We start from the raw sequence: 20,352 nt of genomic DNA, 5'->3' as shown, positions 1-20,352 counted from the left end.
GGGGCAATGAGGATCGATTTGAAAGAGGGCGAGAAGCTCTACATCTGCGACTTCTGCGGCATGTCGTCCGAGGCTGACGCGCATTTCATAGTGGCTCGAAACGGTGCCACTTGCATCTGCGAAGAGTGCGCCAAGAGCGCCGCGCAGTTCATCAACGAGACCAAGGCATCGAAGGAGGCAGCATGAGCAAGACACAGAGCGAGGCGCTGAGGCTGGCGCTCGAGTTTGAAATTTGCGAGGACTTCGACATCAACCCATCGATCATCGATGCAGCCGCAGCGGCCGCCGAGCTGCGCCGCCTGTACGCAGAGAACATCGCGCACAAGGCCGATGTCATGAGCTTCCACTACGCCATGAAAGACGCCGGATGGCACCCTGGCCGCACCGATGACCTGCTGACCGACATCATCCGCGCCAAGGGCAAGGAGCTGATTCAGGTGCACGCAGAGAACAAGGCCCTGCGTGGCTTGGCCGCTACCTGCTACGCCGGCTTGGGCGCTGAATGCAACCTCCCCGAGAACTGGCTGGATGCTCTGAAAGCGGCGGCTGACGGTGAGCCCTTCGAAACCGAGGGCCTGCTGCCGTTCAATGCAGCCGAGGCGCGCGACGAGACCATCCGGCAGTTGGAGGCACAGATCAAGGCCCTGCGCGAAGTGCTGCAGGCCGTCGAGATGGATGTGGTCTACGTGGGCAGCGGTGAGAACGTGATCAGCGATGCGACGCGCGCCAAGGTCGAGGCGGTGCTTGGGAAGTTCGGAGCGCCTCAGGCAGTTACCCAGCCAGTTGGCGATGATCGTGAGGCGTTCGAGGCCTGGGCCAAAAGCCAGCCCATGATCCTTGATCTAAGCCCACGAGGTGATGGCTACGCGGGCGCGTTTGCGCAGACGACATGGATGGGCTGGAAGGCTCGTGGGGCAGTTCTGGCGCCCCAGGCAGCAGCCAAGAATGGAGGCGCAGCATGAGCACCGAACGCGAAATGCTCGAAGCAGCGGCACGGGCCATGGGCATGCACGTCCTGGCAGAAAGCGAGCCGTGGCCGTCCGAGTGCGAGGGATGGTTTTTCAAGGAAGTGGATGGTCAGGCCTATCTGTGGAATCTCGACGGCCCGGCGAGGCCGTGGAACCCGCGACACTCCAAGGAGCAATCCATGGACTTGATGGCCGCCCTGCGCATCAGCGTGGAGCACAACGACCCCTACGACCGCCATCCCTGGGTCTGCGCCAGCGTGTGGACGGACGGCGATTCTTCGGCGCAGCAGTACCTCGAAGACGTCCCCGACGAGTCCCAGCGTGCCGACCGCATGCGCCTGGCCATCCTGCGCTGTGCTGCGGATCAAGCGCCGAAGGAGCAAGCATGAGCGCCCTCAACACCCAAGCAGGCGGCACCCACTACAAGGACTGCCCCATCCAGCCCATCCAGTACATCCACGCCAACGGGCTTGATTTCTTCCAGGGCAACATCGTGAAGTACGCCACCCGGCACAAGGCCAAGAACGGTGCCGAGGATCTGCGCAAGGTCATCCACTACGCCCAGCTTGCACTGGAGCTGCAGTACGGCATCAAGCCCGCTGACGAGCTCGCAGACATGGTTCGGGCCGGGAAGGGGGCCACGTCCTGGAAAGACCCGGGCTGCTGGTGCGAGGCGTGCGATCTGGCCGCGAACGGCCCTTTCCGCTCGCGTATGAGCCTGTGTCCGGCCTGCGGCGACAAGCGCTGCAAACGGTCCAAGGACCACCGGGAGAACTGCAGCAACCCAGCGCAAGCCCAGGCGGGGAAGGGGGCTCAGGCATGAGCGACCGCGCGCCCATCGATCCACAGGTGGCCGTGGACTACATGCTCCAGACCGCGCCCCGCTACGCCGCTGCGAAAGCAAAGCGCGTGCAGCTGGAGGAGTTCCGCAAGAGCAAGAAGGCCATCCTGATGCAGCAGTCCGAAGGGAAGACCGTGGCGGACCGCGAGGCCTCTGCATACGCCCACCCGGAGTACATCGAGCTGCTGAATGGCCTGGAAGCTGCCGTGGAGGCCGAAGAACTCTTCCGCTGGAAGATGAAGGCGGCAGAGCTGCAGGTGGAGATTTGGCGCAGCCAGGAGGCAAGTAGCCGCGCAGAGGGGAGGGTGGTTCGATGAAAGCCGACCAACTGGCAGAGATCATTCTTCGCGCATCGACCCGCAACTTGGATGATGAAGTTCGGATCGTCGTTCACAACCCGGGGAAGGTTGGGCCGCGTTCTTCTGTCCCCCTTCAGGTGGCTGGATACGGGATGGATTGGGAGCGCGGCACGTTCGAGTTGATCCCGGCCATGCCTCTGACTCGCCTGACACCAGAGGATGTGGCCGCGATCCACAAGAGCGTCAGCGCAGGCTCATCCTGGCATGCATACCAGGCGCACAAGAAGCTGCACGAGCGCATTCAGCAGCTTGAGGCCGAGATTGCGGCACTGAAGGGAGGCCAATGACCTTCCGCCGCACACGTTGTGCCCACTGCCGCGCCAAGCTCACGCCAGAGCGCCCGAGCCAGATCGTCCACGCCGAATGCGCAGAGCCCTACGCCATCGCCAAGCGCGAGAAGGAAGAGCGAGCCCAGGCCAAGGCGGTGCGCATGGCCGCCAGGGTCGAGAAGGCTGAAACGCGTCGGCGCAAGGCAGCTCTGATGACTGCCCAAGACGCCCGCAGGATCGCCCAGCGCGCCACCAATGCATTCGTCCTGGCCCGTGACCATGGACTGCCCTGCATCTCATGCGGAAAGACTGGAGAGGGCGCATACCACGCAGGGCACTACAGGAGCTGTGGATCAGCCCCGCACCTGGCTCTTGATCTGCGCAACATCCACCGCCAATGCGCGCCCTGCAACCTACACCTGCACGGCAACCTCATCGAATACCGCAAGGGTCTGATCGCGCGCTTTGGCGAGGACTTTGTTCTGACCTTGGAAGCAGACGAGACGCCCCGCGCGTACAAGAAACACGATTACGAGGCAATCGCTGCAGAGCGCCGCGCCGCCACCCGAGAGCTGAAGAAAGGGGATCGCCATGGATGAACAGAACTACCTGGATCAGATGCTTAACGAGTGGCTCGCACGGTGGCACCGCTGGACCGCAGGCTACCGCTATCAGGCGCAGCCGGATGAGCGCGAGGATGAGCCCAGCATCTGGGAAGACCCAGCACGCAGCATCAACGAGCTGCAGTCATTCGAGGCGTCGATCTACGACATTCAGGAGCCGCACCGAACGTGCCTGATGATCCAAGCTCGAAACCTGGCATGCAGAGCAAATGTGTGGACAAGCCAGAGGCTGCCAGCCGATCCGAAAGAGCGGTTTGTATTGCTGCAGGAGGCCAGAAATCAACTCGCAGCCAAGATGATCAAAAAAGGGTTGCTGTCAGTTGACACAGCCTGAAAAATCGCTACTATCTGATCCGGGTGCGGTGGTGCGCCCAAAATTACCAAGGCCTCGATTGCTCACGCAGTCGGGGCTTTTTCATTTCCGCAGGGCGGCACTAACCCCTCAAGCCCTCCTCCTTCGAGTGCTTAGCCCTGCACCCAACTGAGACCATCATGGCCCTGACCATCAAGCAGGAGGCCTTTGCCCTTGCCTACGTGGAAACGGGCAACGCCTCCGAAGCGTACCGGCGCTCCTACAACGCCGAGAACATGAAGCCAGCAGTGATTGCAGTGAAGGCCAGCGAGTTACTGGCAAACGGTAATGTCGCGGTAAGGGTGGCTGCGCTCCAGGCGTCGCATGTTGAGCGGCACGAAATCACGGTGAGTGACCTGATCCGCGAGCTTGAAGAGGCCCGGGTTGCCGCAAGCACTTCTGAGAAGCCAAAGGCTGCCGCAATGGTGGCCGCAACGATGGGCAAGGCAAAGCTGCTGGGCCTGGTCACTGATCGGCAAGAGCTATCCGGCAAGTATGGCGGACCAGTCGAGACTGTCACGAGAGTAGAGCTAGTTCCCCTGAAATGACCACTGCGCAGATTGCCATCCCTGAGAAGCTGATTGAGCTGTTCTCGGGGGAGGCAGACGTGCGCGCGTGTGATGGCGGTCGAGGGTCTGGCAAGACACGCAGCTTCGCCAAGATGGCTGCTGTCAAGGGCTATCAGTACGGTAAGGGGGGCGTCACCGGCATCTTGCTGTGTGCTCGGCAGTTCATGAACTCGCTTGAGGACAGCTCGCTGGAAGAGTGCAAGCGTGCGATTGAGGATGAGCCATGGCTTGCCGCTTACTACGACGTGGGCGACAAGTACATCAAGAGCCGCGACGGGCGCATCACGTTTGCGTTTGCCGGCCTGGATCGCAACATCGCATCTATCAAGTCCAAGGGGCGTCTGCTGTTGTGCTGGGTGGATGAGGCTGAGCCAGTGACGGATGAAGCCTGGACAACGCTGATCCCCACGCTGCGGGAAGAAGGCACGGATTGGAACGCTGAACTCTGGGTGACGTGGAACCCGAAGCGCAAGAGTGCGCCGGTCGAGAAGCGGTTCAAAGGGTTGAGCGATCCGCGCATGAAGTACGTGCGTTGCAACTGGAGGGACAACCCGAAGTTTCCCGCGCTGCTTGAGCGTGTGAGGCTGCGTGACTTGGCTGAGCGCCCTGAGCAGTACGCGCACATCTGGGAAGGCGACTACGCCACGGTGATCGAGGGTGCGTACTTTGCATCGCACATCGTCAAGGCGCGCCAAGACAACCGGATTGGCCGCGTGCCGGCCGACCCGCTGATGACGCTGCGAGCCTTTGTGGACATCGGCGGCACAGGCGCCAGGGCTGATGCCTTCGCGATGTGGATAGCCCAATTCGTCGGCAAAGAGATTCGAGTGCTCGACTACTACGAGCAAGTGGGTCAGCCGCTGTCGTCGCACCTGAATTGGATGCGTGAGCACGGCTACGACAAGGCCCAGATCTGGCTGCCACACGATGGCGCCACACAAGACAAGGTGCACGACGTGTCCTACGAGTCCGCGCTACGCCAGGCGGGCTACACGGTCACGGTCGTGCCGAACCAGGGCAAGGGCGCTGCAAAGGCCCGTATCGAGGCTGGCAGGCGCCTGTTTGGGTCGATGTGGTTCAACGAGGCCACGACTCAGCCAGGCCTAGAAGCGTTGGGCTGGTATCACGAGAAGCGAGATGAGCAGCGCGGCATTGGCCTTGGTCCAGAACACGACTGGTCCAGCCATGGCGCTGATGCATTCGGGCTGATGTGCGTGGCGTATGAAGAGCCACACGCGGCCAACAAGCCCATCCAATACAAGCGAAGGATGCTCGCATGAACGAGACACACACCTATCCCGATGGATCGGCCCGGGTTGGATGCCCGCCGTTCCCGAAGCTCTCCCCGATTGAGCAGGCCGCTGGCAAGCAAGAGCCAGAAGCCCAGACAGAGACCCTCGACAAACCGAAGCGCGCGCCGCGACAACCAAAGGCTGAGTGATGGCAAAGATGGACAACGACACGCTGATGAAGCACCTGCAATCAAATGAGCAGGATGCGGCGCAGTACGTCGAAGCCATTGGGAACACTCGTCTTGCTTCGATGCGCGAGTACTACCGTGAGCCGTATCCTGGTGATGCAGACCTTGAGGGCTGGTCCCAGATCGTCACGTCTGAGACTCAGGACACGGTTGAGTGGATCTTGCCCGAGCTGCTGGACGTGTTCACGTCTACGGATGAGGCGGTCTCCTTCGAACCGCGCAAAGCCGAGGACGTGACCGGCTCGTCTCAAGCCACGGACACCTGCAACTACGTCTTCTACAAGCAGAACAACGGCTTCCTGACGCTGTACACGGCGTTCAAGGATGCGCTGATCGCCCAGAACTGCGCTGTGCAGTGGCGCACGGTGGTTGACCAGGTGCGCGAGAGCCAGGAGCTGCAAGGCGCATCGCCCGAGGTTCTGGCGATGCTTGAGCAGGAAGGCTTTGAGATCGAGGCTGCAGAGCCGATCATGGGCGCCATGGTGCCGCTGTTCAATGTGAAAGTGGCCAGGACTGTCGAGAAACGCAAGATCTGCGTTGAGGCCTTCCCTCCTGAGCAGCTGATGGTCAAGCGCGGCTGGACCTCGCCGCTCCTGTCCGACTGCCCCTATGTCTCGCGCGTGATGGAAGTCACGCTGTCCGATCTCAAGCAGATGGGCTTCAAAGACGTGGAGGCCTCTGATCTCCGTGCCTCCGAGGACGCCTTGCCCCAGGGGCTGGAAGAGGACTACAGGCTACAGCGCACCGATGGCCGCTACACAAGCGCAGATGACACCATCGACAACGCAGACGAGAGCCTGGCGACTGGCTGGCTGCGCATCGAATACGTGCTGGTGGACTTTGACGGCGACGGCATTGCAGAGCGCCGGCTAATCTATCGCCTGGAAAACAAGCTGCTGTCCAACGAGGAGACCAGCCACGTCCAGATCGCCACGACCAGTCCCATTCTGAACACGCACCGTTGGGACGGCATGTCCATCGCTGAGGCAGTGGCTGACCTGCAGCGCCTGAAGACGGACCTGACCCGCAGCATGGTCAACGCTGCGAACCTGGCTGTGAATCCGCGCAAGACCGTCCTGACAGATACCAACGGCACGCCATACGCCGACATCGATGATCTGTTGGACTTCCGGATCGGCGGAATTCTTCGAGTGAAGAAGCCTGATGCGCTTGGCATCGAACCTGCTCCATTCAACGGCAACCAAATCCTGCCCGTCCTATCCTATGTGGACGAGATGGCCGAGAAGCGCACTGGCGTCTCCAAGCAGCAGCAGGGCCTGGACCCGAACAGCCTGCGCCCTGACCGCACGGCTGCCGAAGTGATGATGACGGCCACGGCGGCCAAGCAGCGCGTGAAGCTGATCGCGCGCATCTTCGCTGAGACGCTGGTGAAGCCCATCTTTCAGGGCATCCTGAAGCTGCTCACCGATGGTGACATGGAGCCGCTTGCGTTTCGTCTGCGCGGCGAGTTCGTGCAGTACGACCCGAACGAGTGGCGTGACCAGTACGACATGACCATCAATGTCGGCTTGGGCACGGGCGACAAGTCACAGCAGATCGGCTTCTTCCAGAACCTGCTGCAGTTGCAGATGGGCTTGGCGCAGTCGCCTTATGGGCAACTGATGATCCAGCCTCAGAACATCTACAACACCTACGCCAAGCTAGTGGAGCTGGGTGGGCAGAAGAACGTGGGCGACTTCATTGGGGACCCCCAGGGAAAACAGCTTCCGCCGCCTCAGCCCCCGCCACAACTGGCGCTGGAACAGGCCAAGATGCAGCAGCAGGCCCAGGCGACCCAGATGGAGCTGCAGTACAAGGCCCAGGCCGACGAGATGCAGCGCAGGCAGCAGGCTGAGCTGGAGATCATCAGGCAGCAGGCCCAGCAGCAGACGGACACAAACCGGCGTGAACTCGAAGCGCAGATGCACCGGATGAAGCTCACCCAAGAGGCAGAGTTGAACGCGATGCAGGCTCAGTACGAGGATGCCAGGCACCAGCGCGAGATGGCATTCCAGCAATGGAAGTCCGAGCAGGACATGCAGTTCAGCCGCTGGAAAGCCGAGCTTGATGCCGCCACCAAGATCGAGTCTGCGAACATCAGCAGCAAGGCCAAGATCAATAATCCCGCGACACAGGCGGCCACGGACGAGTTGGGCCGGGAGATCCAGCCATGACAGACCAGCAGATCGCAGACATGGGCGAGTACGCAAAGCAGGTTCTGTCCAACCCCGCGTTTGACGAGGCAATGAAGAGATTGCATGAGGTGGCTCACCAGGCGTTCAAGCAGACCGACATCAGGGACGCCGAGGGGCTCAAGCTGGCCCGCCAGTTTGCTGCGGTGACGGATGATTTCGAGGTCATCCTCAAACGCATGGTGGAGGGAGGGAAGCTGGCCCGAATCAACCTTGACAAACATCGAGACGAGGGCGCAGTGAAAAAGCTGGCCCGCAAATTCCGGTAGTCGCCTACCTCATCGGGCGCTGCCCACAAGCCACCCTGGCGACCTCGGGTGGCTTTTTGTTTTAGGAGCATCAAATGGACGGACAAGCCGATCAGGCCCCGATCTCTAACGATGATCTGGCTGCCTTCTTGCTCGACAACCCGGAAGCAGACCGGGCCGAGGATCAAGGGGAGCAACAGCCAAACGCTGAGTCCCCCGACGAGGACAAGGACGAAGCGGAAACCACAGACGACAGCCCGGATGATGGCGGCGATGAGCCTGCCGAGGAGCCCGATCCGACAAGCAGTCGCAAATTCAAAGTCACCGTCAAGGGCGAAGACGGCGCGGACCTTGAGCAAGAGGTTGACGAAAAAGAACTCGTGGCGGGCTACCAGCGTCACTCCGACTACACGCGGAAGATGCAGGGCCTGTCGCAGCGAGAAGAGCAGGCGGCAGAGATTGTGCGCACACGGGTGACCGATGCGCAAAACCACTACGTCCAGCAAGCGCAAATGGCACAGGCGCTTGTGGCTCGGCTCGCTGGGTTGAGGTCTCCCGAGGAAATGCTGGCACTGTCGCACAGCGATCCAGCTGCTTACGTGGCCGAGCAGGCTCGCACGCAGCAGATCCAGGGCGTCATCGCACAACTGCAAAACCAGTGGCAGCAGGAGCAATTTCAGCAGCAGCAGGCTCAACAGGCAGAAATGCAGAAGAGCTTTGCGCGCTGCTGGGGCGTGATCGGCCAGAAAGGCATTGATCGCCCCAAGCTGCAGCACATATTCGAGACGTTCTCGAAGGAATACGGCGTGTCGCAGGATCGGTTCTCGACCCTGAATGATCCGGCCGTCGTGCTGGCCATGGCTGATGCAGTGGCATACCGGGAGCTACTCAAGAAACGCGATGAGGTGAAGAAAAAGGCTGAGGGCGCCCCTCGTCTGCCTCAGAAGAACGGCGTGCCCCGCAACGAGTCGATGGACAAGCGACGCGTTGATCGGCTGCGTAGTGGCAAGGGATCGCAAGGCGACCTGGCCGCATTCATTGCACAACACAATCTGTAAGGAGCTGCCAAGATGGCCGTCCCAACCAACACCTACAACCGCTACACGGCGGCAAACAACGTCCGCGAAGACCTCGCCGACTTCATCTCGCGCCAAGACCCCGAGAGCACGCCTATCGTGTCTGGCGCCGGCCGTGGCAAGGCCACAAACACCCTGCATGAGTGGTCCCGTGACGCTCTGCGCGCGCCCAACGCGGACAACGCGGCACTGGACGGCGACGACGCTGCCGCCTCGGCCAAGACGCCCCCCCAACGCGTCGGCAACATCTGCCAGATCTTCCAGGACACCGTGTTCATCTCGGGCCGCGTGGAAGCTGTGGACAAGGCCGGCAAGAAGTCCGAAATGGCCTACCAGAAGGCCAAGATGTACAAGGAGCTGCAGCGCGACATCGAGAAGATGGTGGTGTCGAACAACCCCGCTGTGGTGGGCTCTGGCGCCGTCGCGGCCAAGTCTGGTGGCCTGGGCGTCCTGCTGTACACCAACGCCAGCCACGGCGCGGGCGGCTCGACTGTTGCCCACACGTCCGGCGCCCCCACGACGGCGCCGACTGCTGGCACTGCGCGCGCTCTGACGGAGACCATCTACAAGACGACGCTGCAGACCACGTACACCACGGCCGGCAAGATCCCCCGAGATGTGTTCTTCTCTCCTGCCCACAAGGTCGTGGCATCCAGCTTCGTCGGCATCGCGCAGATCCGCCACGAGGCCAAGGGCGAGAGCCAGGGGACCATCGTGGGCGGCGCCGACGTGTACGTCTCCGACTTCGGCGCGGTCAGCCACATGCCTCACTACATGATGGCAGGCGGCACGAACGTGTACGGCCTGGTCCTGTCCGAGCTGGATACGGTGTACCTGCGCTCGTTCCAGAGCAAGCCCCTGGGCCGCACTGGCGACAGCGACAAAGAGCAGATCCTGGTCGATGCCACGTTGCGCGTGAAGGCCGAGAAGGCCAACTTCAAGATCGCCGACCTGTCTGGCGGCTGATCCATCCAACTGAGCACAAAGGGCCCTTCGGGGCCCTTTTTCTTTGGAGTGAACATGAGCTTCGGCCACTTCCAGATTGATGAGGGTGTGAACCCAAATACCGGCGTCCGGACCATCTACCACTTCGAGGGCGATCAAGTGGTGGTGCAGAAGGTCTACGACGCTGAGCCCTACATCCTGAGAGCCAAGGAAATGCGCGCTCGCAATGAGGGTAAGCGCTGGGGAGAGGGAAAAGAGGTCGGCGTTCTCCCGCCGTGGGTATCTCACCAGATCACCGCCATCGATGACGAGGCACAGCGCACCAAGGCCATGAAGGCCTTCTTCCGCGAGAACCCCGTTTTCCTGGCTTACGACGCATTCCTGCAATGAACTACGGCCAACTCAAGGCGGCGATGGCCGCCTACACGCACAGGTCGGATGCGGCAGCCATGGCGGATTCGTTCCTGCCGATTGCCGAACAACGCATCTACTTCGGCGAGTCCAATTCGCCAGCGATCCGCGTGTCGTCGATGCTTTCCACGGTCGCGATGGCCGATGGCGCCAGGCCTGCGGGCTTTCTGGAGGCTAAGAAGGTGTTTGAGCTGGGCAAGCCATGGATGCCGCTCGAGTTCCGACCGATGGAGTTCATGGATCACGAGTGCCGCGCTTTCTCATGGGACGGCGAAACCATGGTCCTGTCGCGCGACATGGCGTTTCCCATGCAGCTGACCTACTACGGGCAGTTTGCGACGCCTGCATTGGATTCGGACACGAATCCGATCCTCGCCAAATTCCCTAACGTCTACCTCACCTCGATGCTTGTTGAGTTCGCCCGCTGGGCGCGCGATGACGAGATGCTTGTGCGTGAGGCGGGCAACTATGCAAGCGCTGTTTCTTCGGCGCAATCCGCAGATCAACGGACCCAGCACTCTGGTTCCATGCTCGTTATGAGGAAAAGGCCATGAGCGTAGAAGCCGCCCTCTATCCACCACAGCTGAACACGTCGTGGCCAAAAGCCGATGACATGGTTTCGGAGGGTGACAACCACATCACCCTCATCAAGACTGTGCTCAAGACCACGTTCCCCAACGTGGCCGGCGCTATCAGCGCCACGGATGTGCAGATCAACTACCTGGTCGGCGTTACCGCTTCTATCCAGGGCCAGATCGACAGCAAAGGCGCAAAGGCCGGGCAGACGTGGACCGGCACGCATGACTTTTCTGGCGCAACGGCCATCACGGTGCCGACTCTTGCCCAGGCCACGAGCACGACAGGGGCCGCATCGGCAGCCTTCGTGCAGAACGAGTGGTCCACTCGCCTGCCGAACTACACCGGCCCGATCACGGCATCCACGACTGAACTCAACCGCATGGTTGGTGTGACCTCTGGGGTGCAGTCGCAGATCGATTCCAAGGGGGCCATTGCAGGTCAGACGTGGACGGGGACGCACTCCTTCCCGAGCACGACGACAGTTGGCCCGTTGACGCCGACGATCCAGGGCTATCTGGCCACCGTGACCAGCGATGTGCAGACTCAGATCAACACCAAGGCGGCGAAGGCTGGCGACACCTACTCGGGTACACACAACTTCACCGGCGCGGCCATCACGGTTCCGACGCTGACAACTGGAGCTACCGGCAATGGCGCCGCGAGCGTGGATTTCGTCAATGCCACGGCGCTCTCTGGTGCGCTTCCTGGGCAATCTGGCAGCTCTGGGAAATTCATCACAACTGACGGGGCGAACGCCTCATGGCAGTGGCCTCAGATTCCTGCGGTGGTGCACACAACAGGCGGCGTCCTGCAGATAGGTCGTTTGAATATCCTGAATTGCACCGGACAGACCTTTACTTTGCCAGCTACATTTCAAGATAACGACACGTTTGGGTTTGTTCATATCAACGCGAATAGCGAAAACTCTATTGACTGGGGTAGCCGCAATCTATTTGGCCGCCAACCATTGGTGATGGTTCTGTCTGGTGACAACGTGCGCGGCTATGTGCGTTGGAATGCCCTTGCCGGGAGTTTTGTATGAGTGATTATTCTGATTTCTTTGGCGGCGGTGGCGGTTCCGCAAAGCTTTGGGCAAGTGGAATGACCGTCCGGAAATGGCAGACAGTTCAAAGCCCGTCGGATGGTGAGCTTTACACGCGCACATCGGCAACCGGCTCCGGATCGACTGACCCAGCAGACGACTTCACAAACTATGTGGCGGCCAGCTATGTCCGCACATCGTCTCTTCGGTCGTCGGCACTTTCTCCTATAGGGGCTTCATCAACTTTTGCCCAGTACGGGGCGACAGTTGTAAACCCTAGCATATCCGCAGGAGTGCGGACGCTAATAGTTAGCGCGACGGGGCGTGGTAGTGTTGGATTTCTTGGCGTCTCAAATTTTATTGGTTCTTCCAGGACATTCCGGCTTGAGTTAATAATTGATGGTCGCGCCCTGGTAGACAACAATATATCTCTTTCGACAAATCAATATATCTTGCCTATTGGTCGCACATCAATGAATAGCGCAGGAAATGAGGGGTACTATGCGTGGGATGACAACTACCCCATCAATTTCAGGAGATCAGTTGCTGTATACGTAACTCCAACGACTGCAGTAAGCACATCTTTCTACATCGCGCATAATCTGCGAGGCATGGCATGACAGAAATGATCACGGAAACCGTTGGCGGTCTTGAGATAACGCGCTGGCCAGATGCTGCAGCAGAAGATCTGCGCCACCAGCGACATATCAGCGTTGGGGCGTTCTTTGACCGCTTCGGCGCGCTCAAGTGGGCCGTACTTGCAGATTCAAGCGACAAAGTTAAGGCGGTGATCCAAGACGCGAGTGTGCGCAAGTACATCGACCTCGACAATGTGGATCTGCCTGCCGGCCTGGCGATTCTCCAAGCAGCCGGCCACGCGATTGATCCGGTTGCCATCCTCGCCGCGCCGATACAGCCGCACGAGCTGCCCTAGACATGCCGATAAAGACATCAACTGATCTTGGGAAGATCGGCATTGTCAAAGACATGCAGTCCCAGGAGATACCCACGAATGCATGGTCAGATGGGGCGAACGTGCGCTTTCGAGACGGAGGCGTCGAGCGCATGAAGGGCGAGCTGAAGGTGTTCGATACACCTTCGGTCGTGCCTTACTGGCTTCAGCCGTACTACCAGGGCGGCAAACGTCACTGGATCCATGCCGGACTGAATGCCGTGTTCGCCGATGACGGCGCGGCGCGAGCCACAATCACTCCCACCACTGCGCCAACTGGTGCGATTGACGACCGCTGGACGGGCGGTGTACTCAATGGTGTCTTGGTGGCCAACAACGGCAAGGACGTTCCGTGGTCTTGGGGTGGGACTGGCCTCATGACTGCGTTGCCTGGATGGGATGCAACATGGCGCGCAAAGTCGCTGCGGCCGTTCAAGTCGGTTCTTGTGGCGCTGGGGATTACCAAGGGCACGACCGTATACCCGCACATGGTCAAGTGGTCTGTGCCTGCTGTTCCTGGAGCGGTTCCGGCATCGTGGGATGCAACGGATGTGACGAAGACTGCCGGCGAATTGGATCTCGCAGAAGAGCCGAGCCTGCTTGTTGATCAGCTGCCCCTGGGTGATGTGAATGTCATCTACAAAGAAAACAGCATGTACGCCATGCGGGCGACTGGTGGGCTGGACATCTTCTCGTTTCAGCGCCTGCCCGGTGCTGTCGGCGCGCTGGCCCGGGGCTGCATCGCACAGACACCTGTCGGGCATGTTGTGCTCACTCACGGCGACGTGATCGTCCATTCCGGCCAGGGTCCACAGTCGATCATCAACGGGCGCTTGCGCAAGTGGCTGTTTGCCCAGATCGACAGCACGAACCGCAGCCGCGCGTTTGTGGTGTCGAATCCGCCAGTGAAAGAGGTTTGGGTGTGCTTTCCTGAGCTTGGCAAGGAGTCCTGCACGCTTGCGGCTTGCTGGAACTGGGAAGAGAACACATGGAGCATCCGCAGTCTACGTAATGTGACGTGCGGCGCTATCGGGCAACTTGACTCCGGCACTACAAACACATGGGGCTCGCAGAACTATGCGTGGCAAGACGCCGCGCAGGCCTGGAATGAAGACCCGTTGTCTCCGGCCCAGGAGCGGCTGCTGATTGGCTCCACGGCACCCATCATCAACGCTGTGGAGATCACTGGAACGATCAACGGCGCTGGATACACGAGCTATGTGGAGCGCACTGGCTTGACACTGGACTCGCCGGAGACGGTGAAGACTGTGCGCGGTCTGCGATTCCGCGCGCAAGGCGCACAAGGGACACGGCTGCAAATCGAAGTCGGTGGCCAGATGAGCATGGAAGACCCTATCAAGTGGTCCCAAGCTGTGAACCACACGATAGGCGGCAATCCCTATGGCCAGATCGACACTTTTGCAAATGGCCGGTTTCTGGGAGTGCGCGTCACGTCGCTTGACAACCAGCCCTGGCGCTTCCAGAGCTACGACACCGATTTCGTGGTTACAGGGAGGTACTGATGTACGTGCCGAACAACGTCCCGGCAAACCCTGCCGAGATTCCGCAGTTCCTGCAGCAAGAGCTGCTCAACTTACAGAAGGCCCTCAGCGGGCCTTTTTCTTTTCTGTTGCTCGACAAGCAGTATGTGCCGCCGAACCGCCTATTTGAGGGGATGGTGGTTCTCGCAGATGGCACGCAGTGGAATCCGGGATCTGGTGCTGGCTTCTATGGCTATCGGGATGGTGGCTGGAAACTTTTGGGGTGACATATGGATTATCTCTACAAATATGCTGATGGCTCGACTGGAAGTTCTCCCTTCCAGAAAGATGCGAGCGGCAACTTCATTCAAGGCCCGAACGGTCTTGTGGAGGGCTGGTTCCAGGGGACCAAGAATGACAGCGGCGGCTACACCCAGGGCTTGAGCAATCAGGCTGTGGGGGGTGCCTTGGGTGGAAATGGCTTCACTGTCTCCACAGGCAACAACCAAGCGCCGGGCGGTTCTGGCGGCTACTCAGGAGATCTGGGTGGAGGTGGTGGCGGCGGCGGGGGAGGTGGTGGCGGCGGCGGCGGCTCAAGCTACATGAATCAGACGAATCCATATCTGCAGCAGCAGATGGATGCGATCACGAAGACCATGACCGGCAACTTCAATCGCAACGTGCTGCCCAATATCTCGTCTCAGGCCATGGCAGCCGGTGGATTCGGTGGATCGCGCCAGGGCGTGATCGAGGCCAATGCCATGAGCGACTTCGGTCAGCAGCTTGGCGGCGCTCTCGCAGGCCTGGGCAACAGTGCATTCGGGCAGCAGCTGCAATACGACCTGGGCCGCCGTAACAACGATCTGGGCTACTACAACGCGGGCAACAGCTACAACCTGGGCCTGGGGAACCTCGGCCTTGGGTACGCAGGCCTTGATCGTCAGATCAACAACGACAACAACAGCTGGGCGTTGCAAGGCGCAAACCTCGCCAACAACGCGTGGAACCAGTTGATGGGCAACAACCAGACCGGATTGAACGCTGGGAACACGATCCAGAACACGCCTCTGAACTACCTCAACAACTTCGGAAACTTGATCAACGGCATCGGCTCCGGGTTCGGCACTACCACGGGCACCGGAAGCACTCAGGGGAATCCCCTGCTGGGTGCGTTGGGTGGAATGCAGCTTGGTGGCCAGATCGGCAATCTGTGGGGCTCTGGTAGCAGTGGGGGCGGTGTCAGTGGTGGAGGGTCTGGCCTTGGCCTGAAGGGTCCTGGAACGGGGTTCTGGAGCACTCCGTAATGCACTTCATTCCAAGCACCGTGCCCGATGAGGCTGCAGCGGCTCTGGAGCCAGCATTTCGTCGCACCCACACAGACACCGCCGAAGCATGGCTGGAGCGCTGCCGGCGCGATCTAGCCCAGCTCTGGGAGCACCAGGGCTATTGGGCAATAAGCGAAGTCATCAACGGCAAGACGTGCCGCGTGCTGCACCTTGTTGCTAGTGCGGGCGTGTTCAACAACGAACTGGTGGACGAGATGGAGGCCTGGGGCCGGTCCATTGGTTGCAAAAAAGTAGTGGCCGAGGTGAGGCGCGGTATGACCCGTCGCCGCCACGGCTACCGGATCAAAGCAGTTTCAGTAGAAAAGGACCTCTGACATGCCAGCAGCAATCGCGCCCATCGCCGGGGCAGTCGTCGGCGGACTTATGAGTGACAAAGGCGGCGGCCAAACTCAGACCCAGAATCGGGAGCCATGGGGGCCTGCCCAGCAAGGCTTGAAGGATGTGCTCAGCGATGCGACGAAGCTGCGCGAGTACTACAAGCAGAACCCGTTCAACCAGCTGCAGCAGACCAGTTATCAGAACCTGTACGGGGACATCGACAACTACCGGCAGAACATGGCGCCGTCCATGATGGCCCTGTCGAACAGGCTGATGAACAGCAACTACCAGCGCGCGCCGGCTGGTTCCGAGATGGGCGGGATGCTGCAACCAGAGCGGGCGTTGGGCGCGGGCAACTACCGCTCGGGCGCGGCCATGGGCAACTCGGTAGCTGGTGGCCAGGGAGGCGGCGGCGCGCTGCAGGGGTTGCTAGGCCAGGCCGGCCAAGGCCATACGCCGCTGACGCAAGGCGGCCTACTGGGCGGCATCTCTGGCGCGTTGGGTGGCGCTGGCGGGCTGATGAGCGGGGGCGGCCAGGACATGACTCAAGGGCAAGGCGTGGCCCAAGGCATGCAGTCGAGCGGCCTTCGCCCAACAGACATGATCCCGACGATGAGAACGAACCCTGGGGAAGCATATGGGCAGATCGACTTCAAGGCGCTGAACCCATGGACGAGCGGCGCGATGCCAGAGCCCAAGGCGCCGGAGAGCAACACGGGTAATCTGACTGATGCAGAGATCGAGTATCTGCGCCGCCAGTTCGATCTTGCAGAAGGCCGGCGTCTGCATGGCAGTGATGGAGGTGCGTAATGGCTGGACTACTCGATTTCCTGAGCAGCCCTGAGTCTCAACTGGGCCTGGGGTTGCTGGCTGCGGCCGGCAGTGGACAGCGCTTTGGCCCGGGTCTGTTGAGCGCTGTGCAGTACTCAAATGAGGCGCGACGCGCTGCTGATGATCAGTCGTTCCAAAAGCGTCAGCGCGACCAGCAGACCAAGGCATGGGACTTGCAGGACCAGGAAAGCGCACTTGCGCCTCAGTTCCTGCGTTCTGGTGGTGGTGGAGCGCCGAGTAGCTTTGACATGCAGGGCTATGCGAACGCAGTCATGGGCGTCAATCCTCTGCGCGGCATGCAGCTTCTGCAGTCTCTGCAGAAAGAGGTGCCTGTGGACAAGATCGATCCGACGAAGTTCACGCCCGCCTCTCTGGCAAAGTTCGCGCAGAGTCGGAACTATGGGGATCTGATGCCGCGTGACAAGCTGGAGTTTGTGGAGGGCGTTGGCGTCAACCCGTTCGACCCGAACAACGCAAATCGCTCCATCCCGAACCCAAACAAGCCGTTCCAGATGGACGCTCAGGGCAACATCTTGCCCAATAAGGCGTACCAGAACTACGAGATCAGCAAGGCCGCTGCCGGCGCGGCGCGCACCAGCAACAACATCAGCGTCAACACTGAGAAGTCGTTCCTGAACGAGATCGCAAAGGGCGTTGGCGGGCAGCTGGATGCATCATTGGCTGGGGCGAAAGGAGCGCAATCTACGCTTGGCACTTTGAACAATCTCGACGCTGCGCTGAACAGCAAGAAGCTCCTTGCTGGCCCTCTGACAAAACCAGGGCAACTGCTCTTGCAGGTCGGTCAGCAACTGGGGATCGGCGGGAAGAGTGTAGAGGAAACGCTGCAGAACACGAGAGGCGCCATCCAATCCATGGCCCAATTGGAGTTGGATGCCTCTGGGCAGCTAAAGGGGCAGGGTTCGTTGACGGATCAGGAGCGCGTACTTCTACGCAGGGCAGCTTCCGGTGATATCAACATGACCTTGCCCGAACTCCAATTCCTATCTCGCACTGCCCGCAAGACCGCGGAGAACCGCATCCGCCAGCACAACCAGAACGTGCAGCCTCTGCTGAACAATCCCAATGCTGGAGCCTTGGCGCCGTTCCTCACTGTCCCACAGCCCGAGGCCGCACAAGCGCCTGCAGGCGGTGGCGTTGTTGACTTTTCGAGTCTCAAATAATGGATGTACGTCTGCCGGATGGCACCATCATCAGCAATGTTCCGGACGGCACGACAAAGGCCGACCTGGTCACGAAACTGCAGAAAAACGGGATGGCCGTACCTGCCGACTGGCTGCAGCAAAGCGCGCCCGCTGCTCCCGCGCAGCCAGTGCAGGAAGCGGGCCAAGCAATCAACCGAGGCATCTCCGGCATTCCGCGCCAAATTGGGTTGACCGGGCGTTATGGCTTGGAAGGTGCGGCCAACGCTCTGCAGGTATTCACTGAGCCTGTCGCTGGTTTGATGCGGGCCGCTGGCATCAAGACTGCTCCATTGGGAGAGGTGGCAACGAGCTTGGCAGACGCGGTGGGGCTGCCTAAGCCGGAGGGCTCGCTCGAACGGGTGGTTGGTGACGCCTCCCGCCTTTTGGCAGGCGCTGCAACGGGTGGCGGCGCATTGAGCGCTACTGGGGGCCTGCTTGGGAAGGCTGGTTCTGCACTTTCGCCTAACGCGGCCGGCTACACAGGATGGGCGCGCGATGCAATGACAGCCGCAAAGCCAGCTCTTGCTGAGGCTGGGCGTCTGACTATGCCTGCCGCTACTTCAGCTATTGGCGCTGGCGGGCTCTCCGGCCTGTCGCGCGAGGGCGGCGGGGATGAGTTGCAGCAAGCATCAGCCGGCCTTGTTGGCGGCCTGATCGGTGGCTCTATCCCGTCTGTCGCACGTGGGGCCGCCACATTGGGCCGTCGTTTGGCGCCTGGCTCCATGACGCCCCAGCAGTTGGACGCGCAGATCAGCGTTATCTTCGAGCGGGCTGGTGGCGACTATTCCACCGTTCCAGAGAAGGCGCGCCAGGCGCTAAGGACAGAGCTCGCCAAATCCCTGCAGGCCGGGAAAGAAATCCGCCCTGACGCTGTGCGCCGACTTGCTGACTTCGAGGCCGTGGGCGCAACGCCAACGCGCGGCATGGTCACATTGGACCCTGTGCAAATCACGCGAGAAATGAACCTCGCAAAAATGGGGGCCAACAGTGGCAATCAGGAGTTGCAAGGTCTGGCTCAAATTCAGAACCAGAACAATGCCCGGCTTATCCAGGCGCTTAACGAACAGGGGGCCGGTCGTGGCGATCTGAACCGTGCCGGAGAACAGATCGCATCGTCCATTCTTGGCCGCCGCGACAGTCTCCGTTCTGCCGAACAAGCAGCATGGGATGCCGCCAAATCCTCGCCTGGCTACCGTCAGCCGATCTCCCCCAAGGTGATCAGCGACATCAACCAGACGCTAGGTGAAGAGGGCCTGATGCCCTTCATGAACCCCACAATTTCTCGATACATGGGGGCTTTCCAGCAAGGTGATCAGCCATTCACCCCGCAAGACTACCGCAACCTGCAGTCCATGCTGTCGCGCGAAATTGCAAAGGGCGGCAACGAGGGAGCTGCTGCCAGCGCGGCTGCCCGGGTGCTGGGCCGATCCGAAGTGCAGCCGATCACAAATCCAGGCGGGATCGACTTCGGAAACTCGGTGCTCACTGGTGACATGGCTCAGCGCCTGCGCGCGATGGATGCGGCTCCAGGATCGGCGATTGATGCGGTGAACCGTGCCAGAGGCGCGACACGGGCTGCCTACGCCTACGAAGACTCATCGCCACTGGTGCGGGATGCATTGGCTGCCAGTAAATCATCGGATCCCGCCAATCTTGCTCAGCGGTATGTGGTCAACGGTACGCCCACGCAAGCCAAGATGCTTGCCAAAGAGGTCGGCCCAGAAGGCGTGCCTGTTATCAGAGATGCCATCGTTTCGCATTTGCGAGACAAGGCCTTGGGCGCTGGCACAGCAGATGAAACTGGCAAGTTCAGCAGTTCAGCCTACAACAGAGCACTCAAGGCCATTGGGGATGGGAAGCTCTCTCAGTTTTTCTCGCCAGACGAGATCGAGTCGTTGAAGCGAGTCGGCCGAGTCGCCTCGTACACACAAGCACAGCCAGTCGGCAGCGCCGTGAACAATAGCAACTCTGGCGCACTGGTGCTTGGGCGAGGAGCCGATATTCTCGGTGGGTTTGCCAACAAGATCCCTTTTGGACAAGAGGTGATCACGACACCCCTGAGAAATTTCAACGTGATGTTGAGCCAGGGGAATGCGCAGAACATCCAGCGCGGTCTTCTTGCGCCGGTCGAGCGCGATCCTATGCTGCGTGGCTTGCTCACGCCAGCTGCAGCCTACTCTGGCGGCCTACTTGCGCCCCCTCCATGAGCTGATGATGGCCATGATGATCAGGGCGCAGAACCACCCGATAGCGCCTGGTGAGTAGCCG

Annotated in this window: 27 protein-coding genes; all 27 read left to right on the top strand. The window is 60.5% G+C overall.

The window, feature by feature from the left end; all coding sequences use genetic code 11:
- Nucleotides 1-6 precede the first annotated feature (6 nt).
- The 27 genes from ACFPFG_RS11495 to ACFPFG_RS11365 all read left to right on the top strand — a co-directional run bounded on the left by ACFPFG_RS11495 (nt 7) and on the right by ACFPFG_RS11365 (nt 20,291).
- The gene (locus ACFPFG_RS11495; RefSeq protein ID WP_380106453.1) at nt 7-186 is read left to right on the top strand and encodes a ClpX C4-type zinc finger protein; all 180 of its coding nucleotides are present in this window, start codon (nt 7-9) and stop codon (nt 184-186) included.
- A complete protein-coding gene (locus tag ACFPFG_RS11490; RefSeq protein ID WP_380106451.1) occupies nt 183-962 on the top strand; it encodes a hypothetical protein in 780 nt (259 codons plus the stop codon). The genes ACFPFG_RS11495 and ACFPFG_RS11490 overlap by 4 nt, the downstream gene beginning before the upstream one ends.
- Nucleotides 959-1,357 (top strand): hypothetical protein, encoded by a 399-nt coding sequence (locus ACFPFG_RS11485; protein ID WP_016449449.1) that lies wholly within the window; start codon nt 959-961, stop codon nt 1,355-1,357. The genes ACFPFG_RS11490 and ACFPFG_RS11485 overlap by 4 nt, the downstream gene beginning before the upstream one ends.
- Nucleotides 1,354-1,791 carry a DUF3310 domain-containing protein gene (locus ACFPFG_RS11480; RefSeq protein ID WP_380106449.1) on the top strand — a complete coding sequence of 146 codons (438 nt, stop codon included), beginning with the start codon at nt 1,354-1,356 and terminating at the stop codon, nt 1,789-1,791. Before ACFPFG_RS11485 ends, ACFPFG_RS11480 begins: the two co-directional genes overlap by 4 nt.
- Nucleotides 1,788-2,126, top strand: a complete 339-nt coding sequence (locus ACFPFG_RS11475) for a hypothetical protein (protein WP_380106447.1) — start codon at nt 1,788-1,790, stop codon at nt 2,124-2,126. The genes ACFPFG_RS11480 and ACFPFG_RS11475 overlap by 4 nt, the downstream gene beginning before the upstream one ends.
- Entirely contained in the window at nt 2,123-2,455 is a 333-nt protein-coding gene (locus tag ACFPFG_RS11470) for a hypothetical protein (RefSeq protein ID WP_012203863.1), read from the top strand. The genes ACFPFG_RS11475 and ACFPFG_RS11470 overlap by 4 nt, the downstream gene beginning before the upstream one ends.
- Nucleotides 2,452-3,036: a recombination protein NinG gene (locus tag ACFPFG_RS11465; protein WP_380106445.1), complete on the top strand. Its 585-nt coding sequence runs from the start codon at nt 2,452-2,454 to the stop codon at nt 3,034-3,036. Before ACFPFG_RS11470 ends, ACFPFG_RS11465 begins: the two co-directional genes overlap by 4 nt.
- Nucleotides 3,029-3,394: a hypothetical protein gene (locus tag ACFPFG_RS11460; protein WP_380106443.1), complete on the top strand. Its 366-nt coding sequence runs from the start codon at nt 3,029-3,031 to the stop codon at nt 3,392-3,394. The genes ACFPFG_RS11465 and ACFPFG_RS11460 overlap by 8 nt, the downstream gene beginning before the upstream one ends.
- 158 nt (nt 3,395-3,552) lie before the next feature.
- Nucleotides 3,553-3,960, top strand: coding sequence for a terminase small subunit (locus ACFPFG_RS11455; RefSeq protein WP_380106601.1), 408 nt, complete (start codon nt 3,553-3,555; stop codon nt 3,958-3,960).
- Nucleotides 3,957-5,261, top strand: coding sequence for a PBSX family phage terminase large subunit (locus ACFPFG_RS11450; protein WP_380106599.1), 1,305 nt, complete (start codon nt 3,957-3,959; stop codon nt 5,259-5,261). The genes ACFPFG_RS11455 and ACFPFG_RS11450 overlap by 4 nt, the downstream gene beginning before the upstream one ends.
- Nucleotides 5,258-5,422: a hypothetical protein gene (locus tag ACFPFG_RS11445; protein ID WP_209672598.1), complete on the top strand. Its 165-nt coding sequence runs from the start codon at nt 5,258-5,260 to the stop codon at nt 5,420-5,422. The genes ACFPFG_RS11450 and ACFPFG_RS11445 overlap by 4 nt, the downstream gene beginning before the upstream one ends.
- Nucleotides 5,422-7,635 carry a portal protein gene (locus tag ACFPFG_RS11440; protein ID WP_380106597.1) on the top strand — a complete coding sequence of 738 codons (2,214 nt, stop codon included), beginning with the start codon at nt 5,422-5,424 and terminating at the stop codon, nt 7,633-7,635. Before ACFPFG_RS11445 ends, ACFPFG_RS11440 begins: the two co-directional genes overlap by 1 nt.
- Nucleotides 7,632-7,922: a hypothetical protein gene (locus ACFPFG_RS11435; protein ID WP_380106594.1), complete on the top strand. Its 291-nt coding sequence runs from the start codon at nt 7,632-7,634 to the stop codon at nt 7,920-7,922. The genes ACFPFG_RS11440 and ACFPFG_RS11435 overlap by 4 nt, the downstream gene beginning before the upstream one ends.
- Before the next feature lie 74 nt (nt 7,923-7,996).
- Nucleotides 7,997-8,959 carry a hypothetical protein gene (locus ACFPFG_RS11430; protein WP_380106592.1) on the top strand — a complete coding sequence of 321 codons (963 nt, stop codon included), beginning with the start codon at nt 7,997-7,999 and terminating at the stop codon, nt 8,957-8,959.
- A 12-nt stretch (nt 8,960-8,971) separates the two neighbouring features.
- Nucleotides 8,972-9,943 carry an SU10 major capsid protein gene (locus ACFPFG_RS11425; RefSeq protein ID WP_380106590.1) on the top strand — a complete coding sequence of 324 codons (972 nt, stop codon included), beginning with the start codon at nt 8,972-8,974 and terminating at the stop codon, nt 9,941-9,943.
- 54 nt (nt 9,944-9,997) lie between these two features.
- A complete protein-coding gene (locus ACFPFG_RS11420) occupies nt 9,998-10,312 on the top strand; it encodes a hypothetical protein (protein WP_209672593.1) in 315 nt (104 codons plus the stop codon).
- Complete coding sequence (locus ACFPFG_RS11415) at nt 10,309-10,887, top strand: phage adaptor protein (RefSeq protein ID WP_380106588.1); 579 nt, start codon at nt 10,309-10,311, stop codon at nt 10,885-10,887. The genes ACFPFG_RS11420 and ACFPFG_RS11415 overlap by 4 nt, the downstream gene beginning before the upstream one ends.
- Entirely contained in the window at nt 10,884-11,954 is a 1,071-nt protein-coding gene (locus tag ACFPFG_RS11410; protein ID WP_380106586.1) for a hypothetical protein, read from the top strand. The genes ACFPFG_RS11415 and ACFPFG_RS11410 overlap by 4 nt, the downstream gene beginning before the upstream one ends.
- Nucleotides 11,951-12,574: a hypothetical protein gene (locus ACFPFG_RS11405; protein ID WP_380106584.1), complete on the top strand. Its 624-nt coding sequence runs from the start codon at nt 11,951-11,953 to the stop codon at nt 12,572-12,574. Before ACFPFG_RS11410 ends, ACFPFG_RS11405 begins: the two co-directional genes overlap by 4 nt.
- Complete coding sequence (locus ACFPFG_RS11400) at nt 12,571-12,888, top strand: hypothetical protein (RefSeq protein WP_380106582.1); 318 nt, start codon at nt 12,571-12,573, stop codon at nt 12,886-12,888. The genes ACFPFG_RS11405 and ACFPFG_RS11400 overlap by 4 nt, the downstream gene beginning before the upstream one ends.
- Before the next feature lie 2 nt (nt 12,889-12,890).
- Nucleotides 12,891-14,429 (top strand): hypothetical protein, encoded by a 1,539-nt coding sequence (locus ACFPFG_RS11395; protein ID WP_380106581.1) that lies wholly within the window; start codon nt 12,891-12,893, stop codon nt 14,427-14,429.
- Nucleotides 14,429-14,674 carry a hypothetical protein gene (locus ACFPFG_RS11390; RefSeq protein WP_380106579.1) on the top strand — a complete coding sequence of 82 codons (246 nt, stop codon included), beginning with the start codon at nt 14,429-14,431 and terminating at the stop codon, nt 14,672-14,674. The genes ACFPFG_RS11395 and ACFPFG_RS11390 overlap by 1 nt, the downstream gene beginning before the upstream one ends.
- Nucleotides 14,675-14,677: 3 nt before the next feature.
- Entirely contained in the window at nt 14,678-15,691 is a 1,014-nt protein-coding gene (locus ACFPFG_RS11385; protein ID WP_380106577.1) for a hypothetical protein, read from the top strand.
- Nucleotides 15,691-16,047: a hypothetical protein gene (locus ACFPFG_RS11380; protein ID WP_380106575.1), complete on the top strand. Its 357-nt coding sequence runs from the start codon at nt 15,691-15,693 to the stop codon at nt 16,045-16,047. Before ACFPFG_RS11385 ends, ACFPFG_RS11380 begins: the two co-directional genes overlap by 1 nt.
- 1 nt (nt 16,048) lies before the next feature.
- Entirely contained in the window at nt 16,049-16,861 is an 813-nt protein-coding gene (locus ACFPFG_RS11375) for a hypothetical protein (protein ID WP_380106574.1), read from the top strand.
- Nucleotides 16,861-18,063: a hypothetical protein gene (locus tag ACFPFG_RS11370; protein ID WP_380106572.1), complete on the top strand. Its 1,203-nt coding sequence runs from the start codon at nt 16,861-16,863 to the stop codon at nt 18,061-18,063. Before ACFPFG_RS11375 ends, ACFPFG_RS11370 begins: the two co-directional genes overlap by 1 nt.
- Nucleotides 18,063-20,291, top strand: a complete 2,229-nt coding sequence (locus tag ACFPFG_RS11365; protein ID WP_380106570.1) for a hypothetical protein — start codon at nt 18,063-18,065, stop codon at nt 20,289-20,291. The genes ACFPFG_RS11370 and ACFPFG_RS11365 overlap by 1 nt, the downstream gene beginning before the upstream one ends.
- Nucleotides 20,292-20,352 lie beyond the last annotated feature (61 nt).

The organism is Delftia deserti, from assembly GCF_042653485.1.
GTDB lineage: Bacteria > Pseudomonadota > Gammaproteobacteria > Burkholderiales > Burkholderiaceae_C > Comamonas > Comamonas acidovorans.
This window is presented reverse-complemented; position numbering and strand designations above follow the sequence as displayed.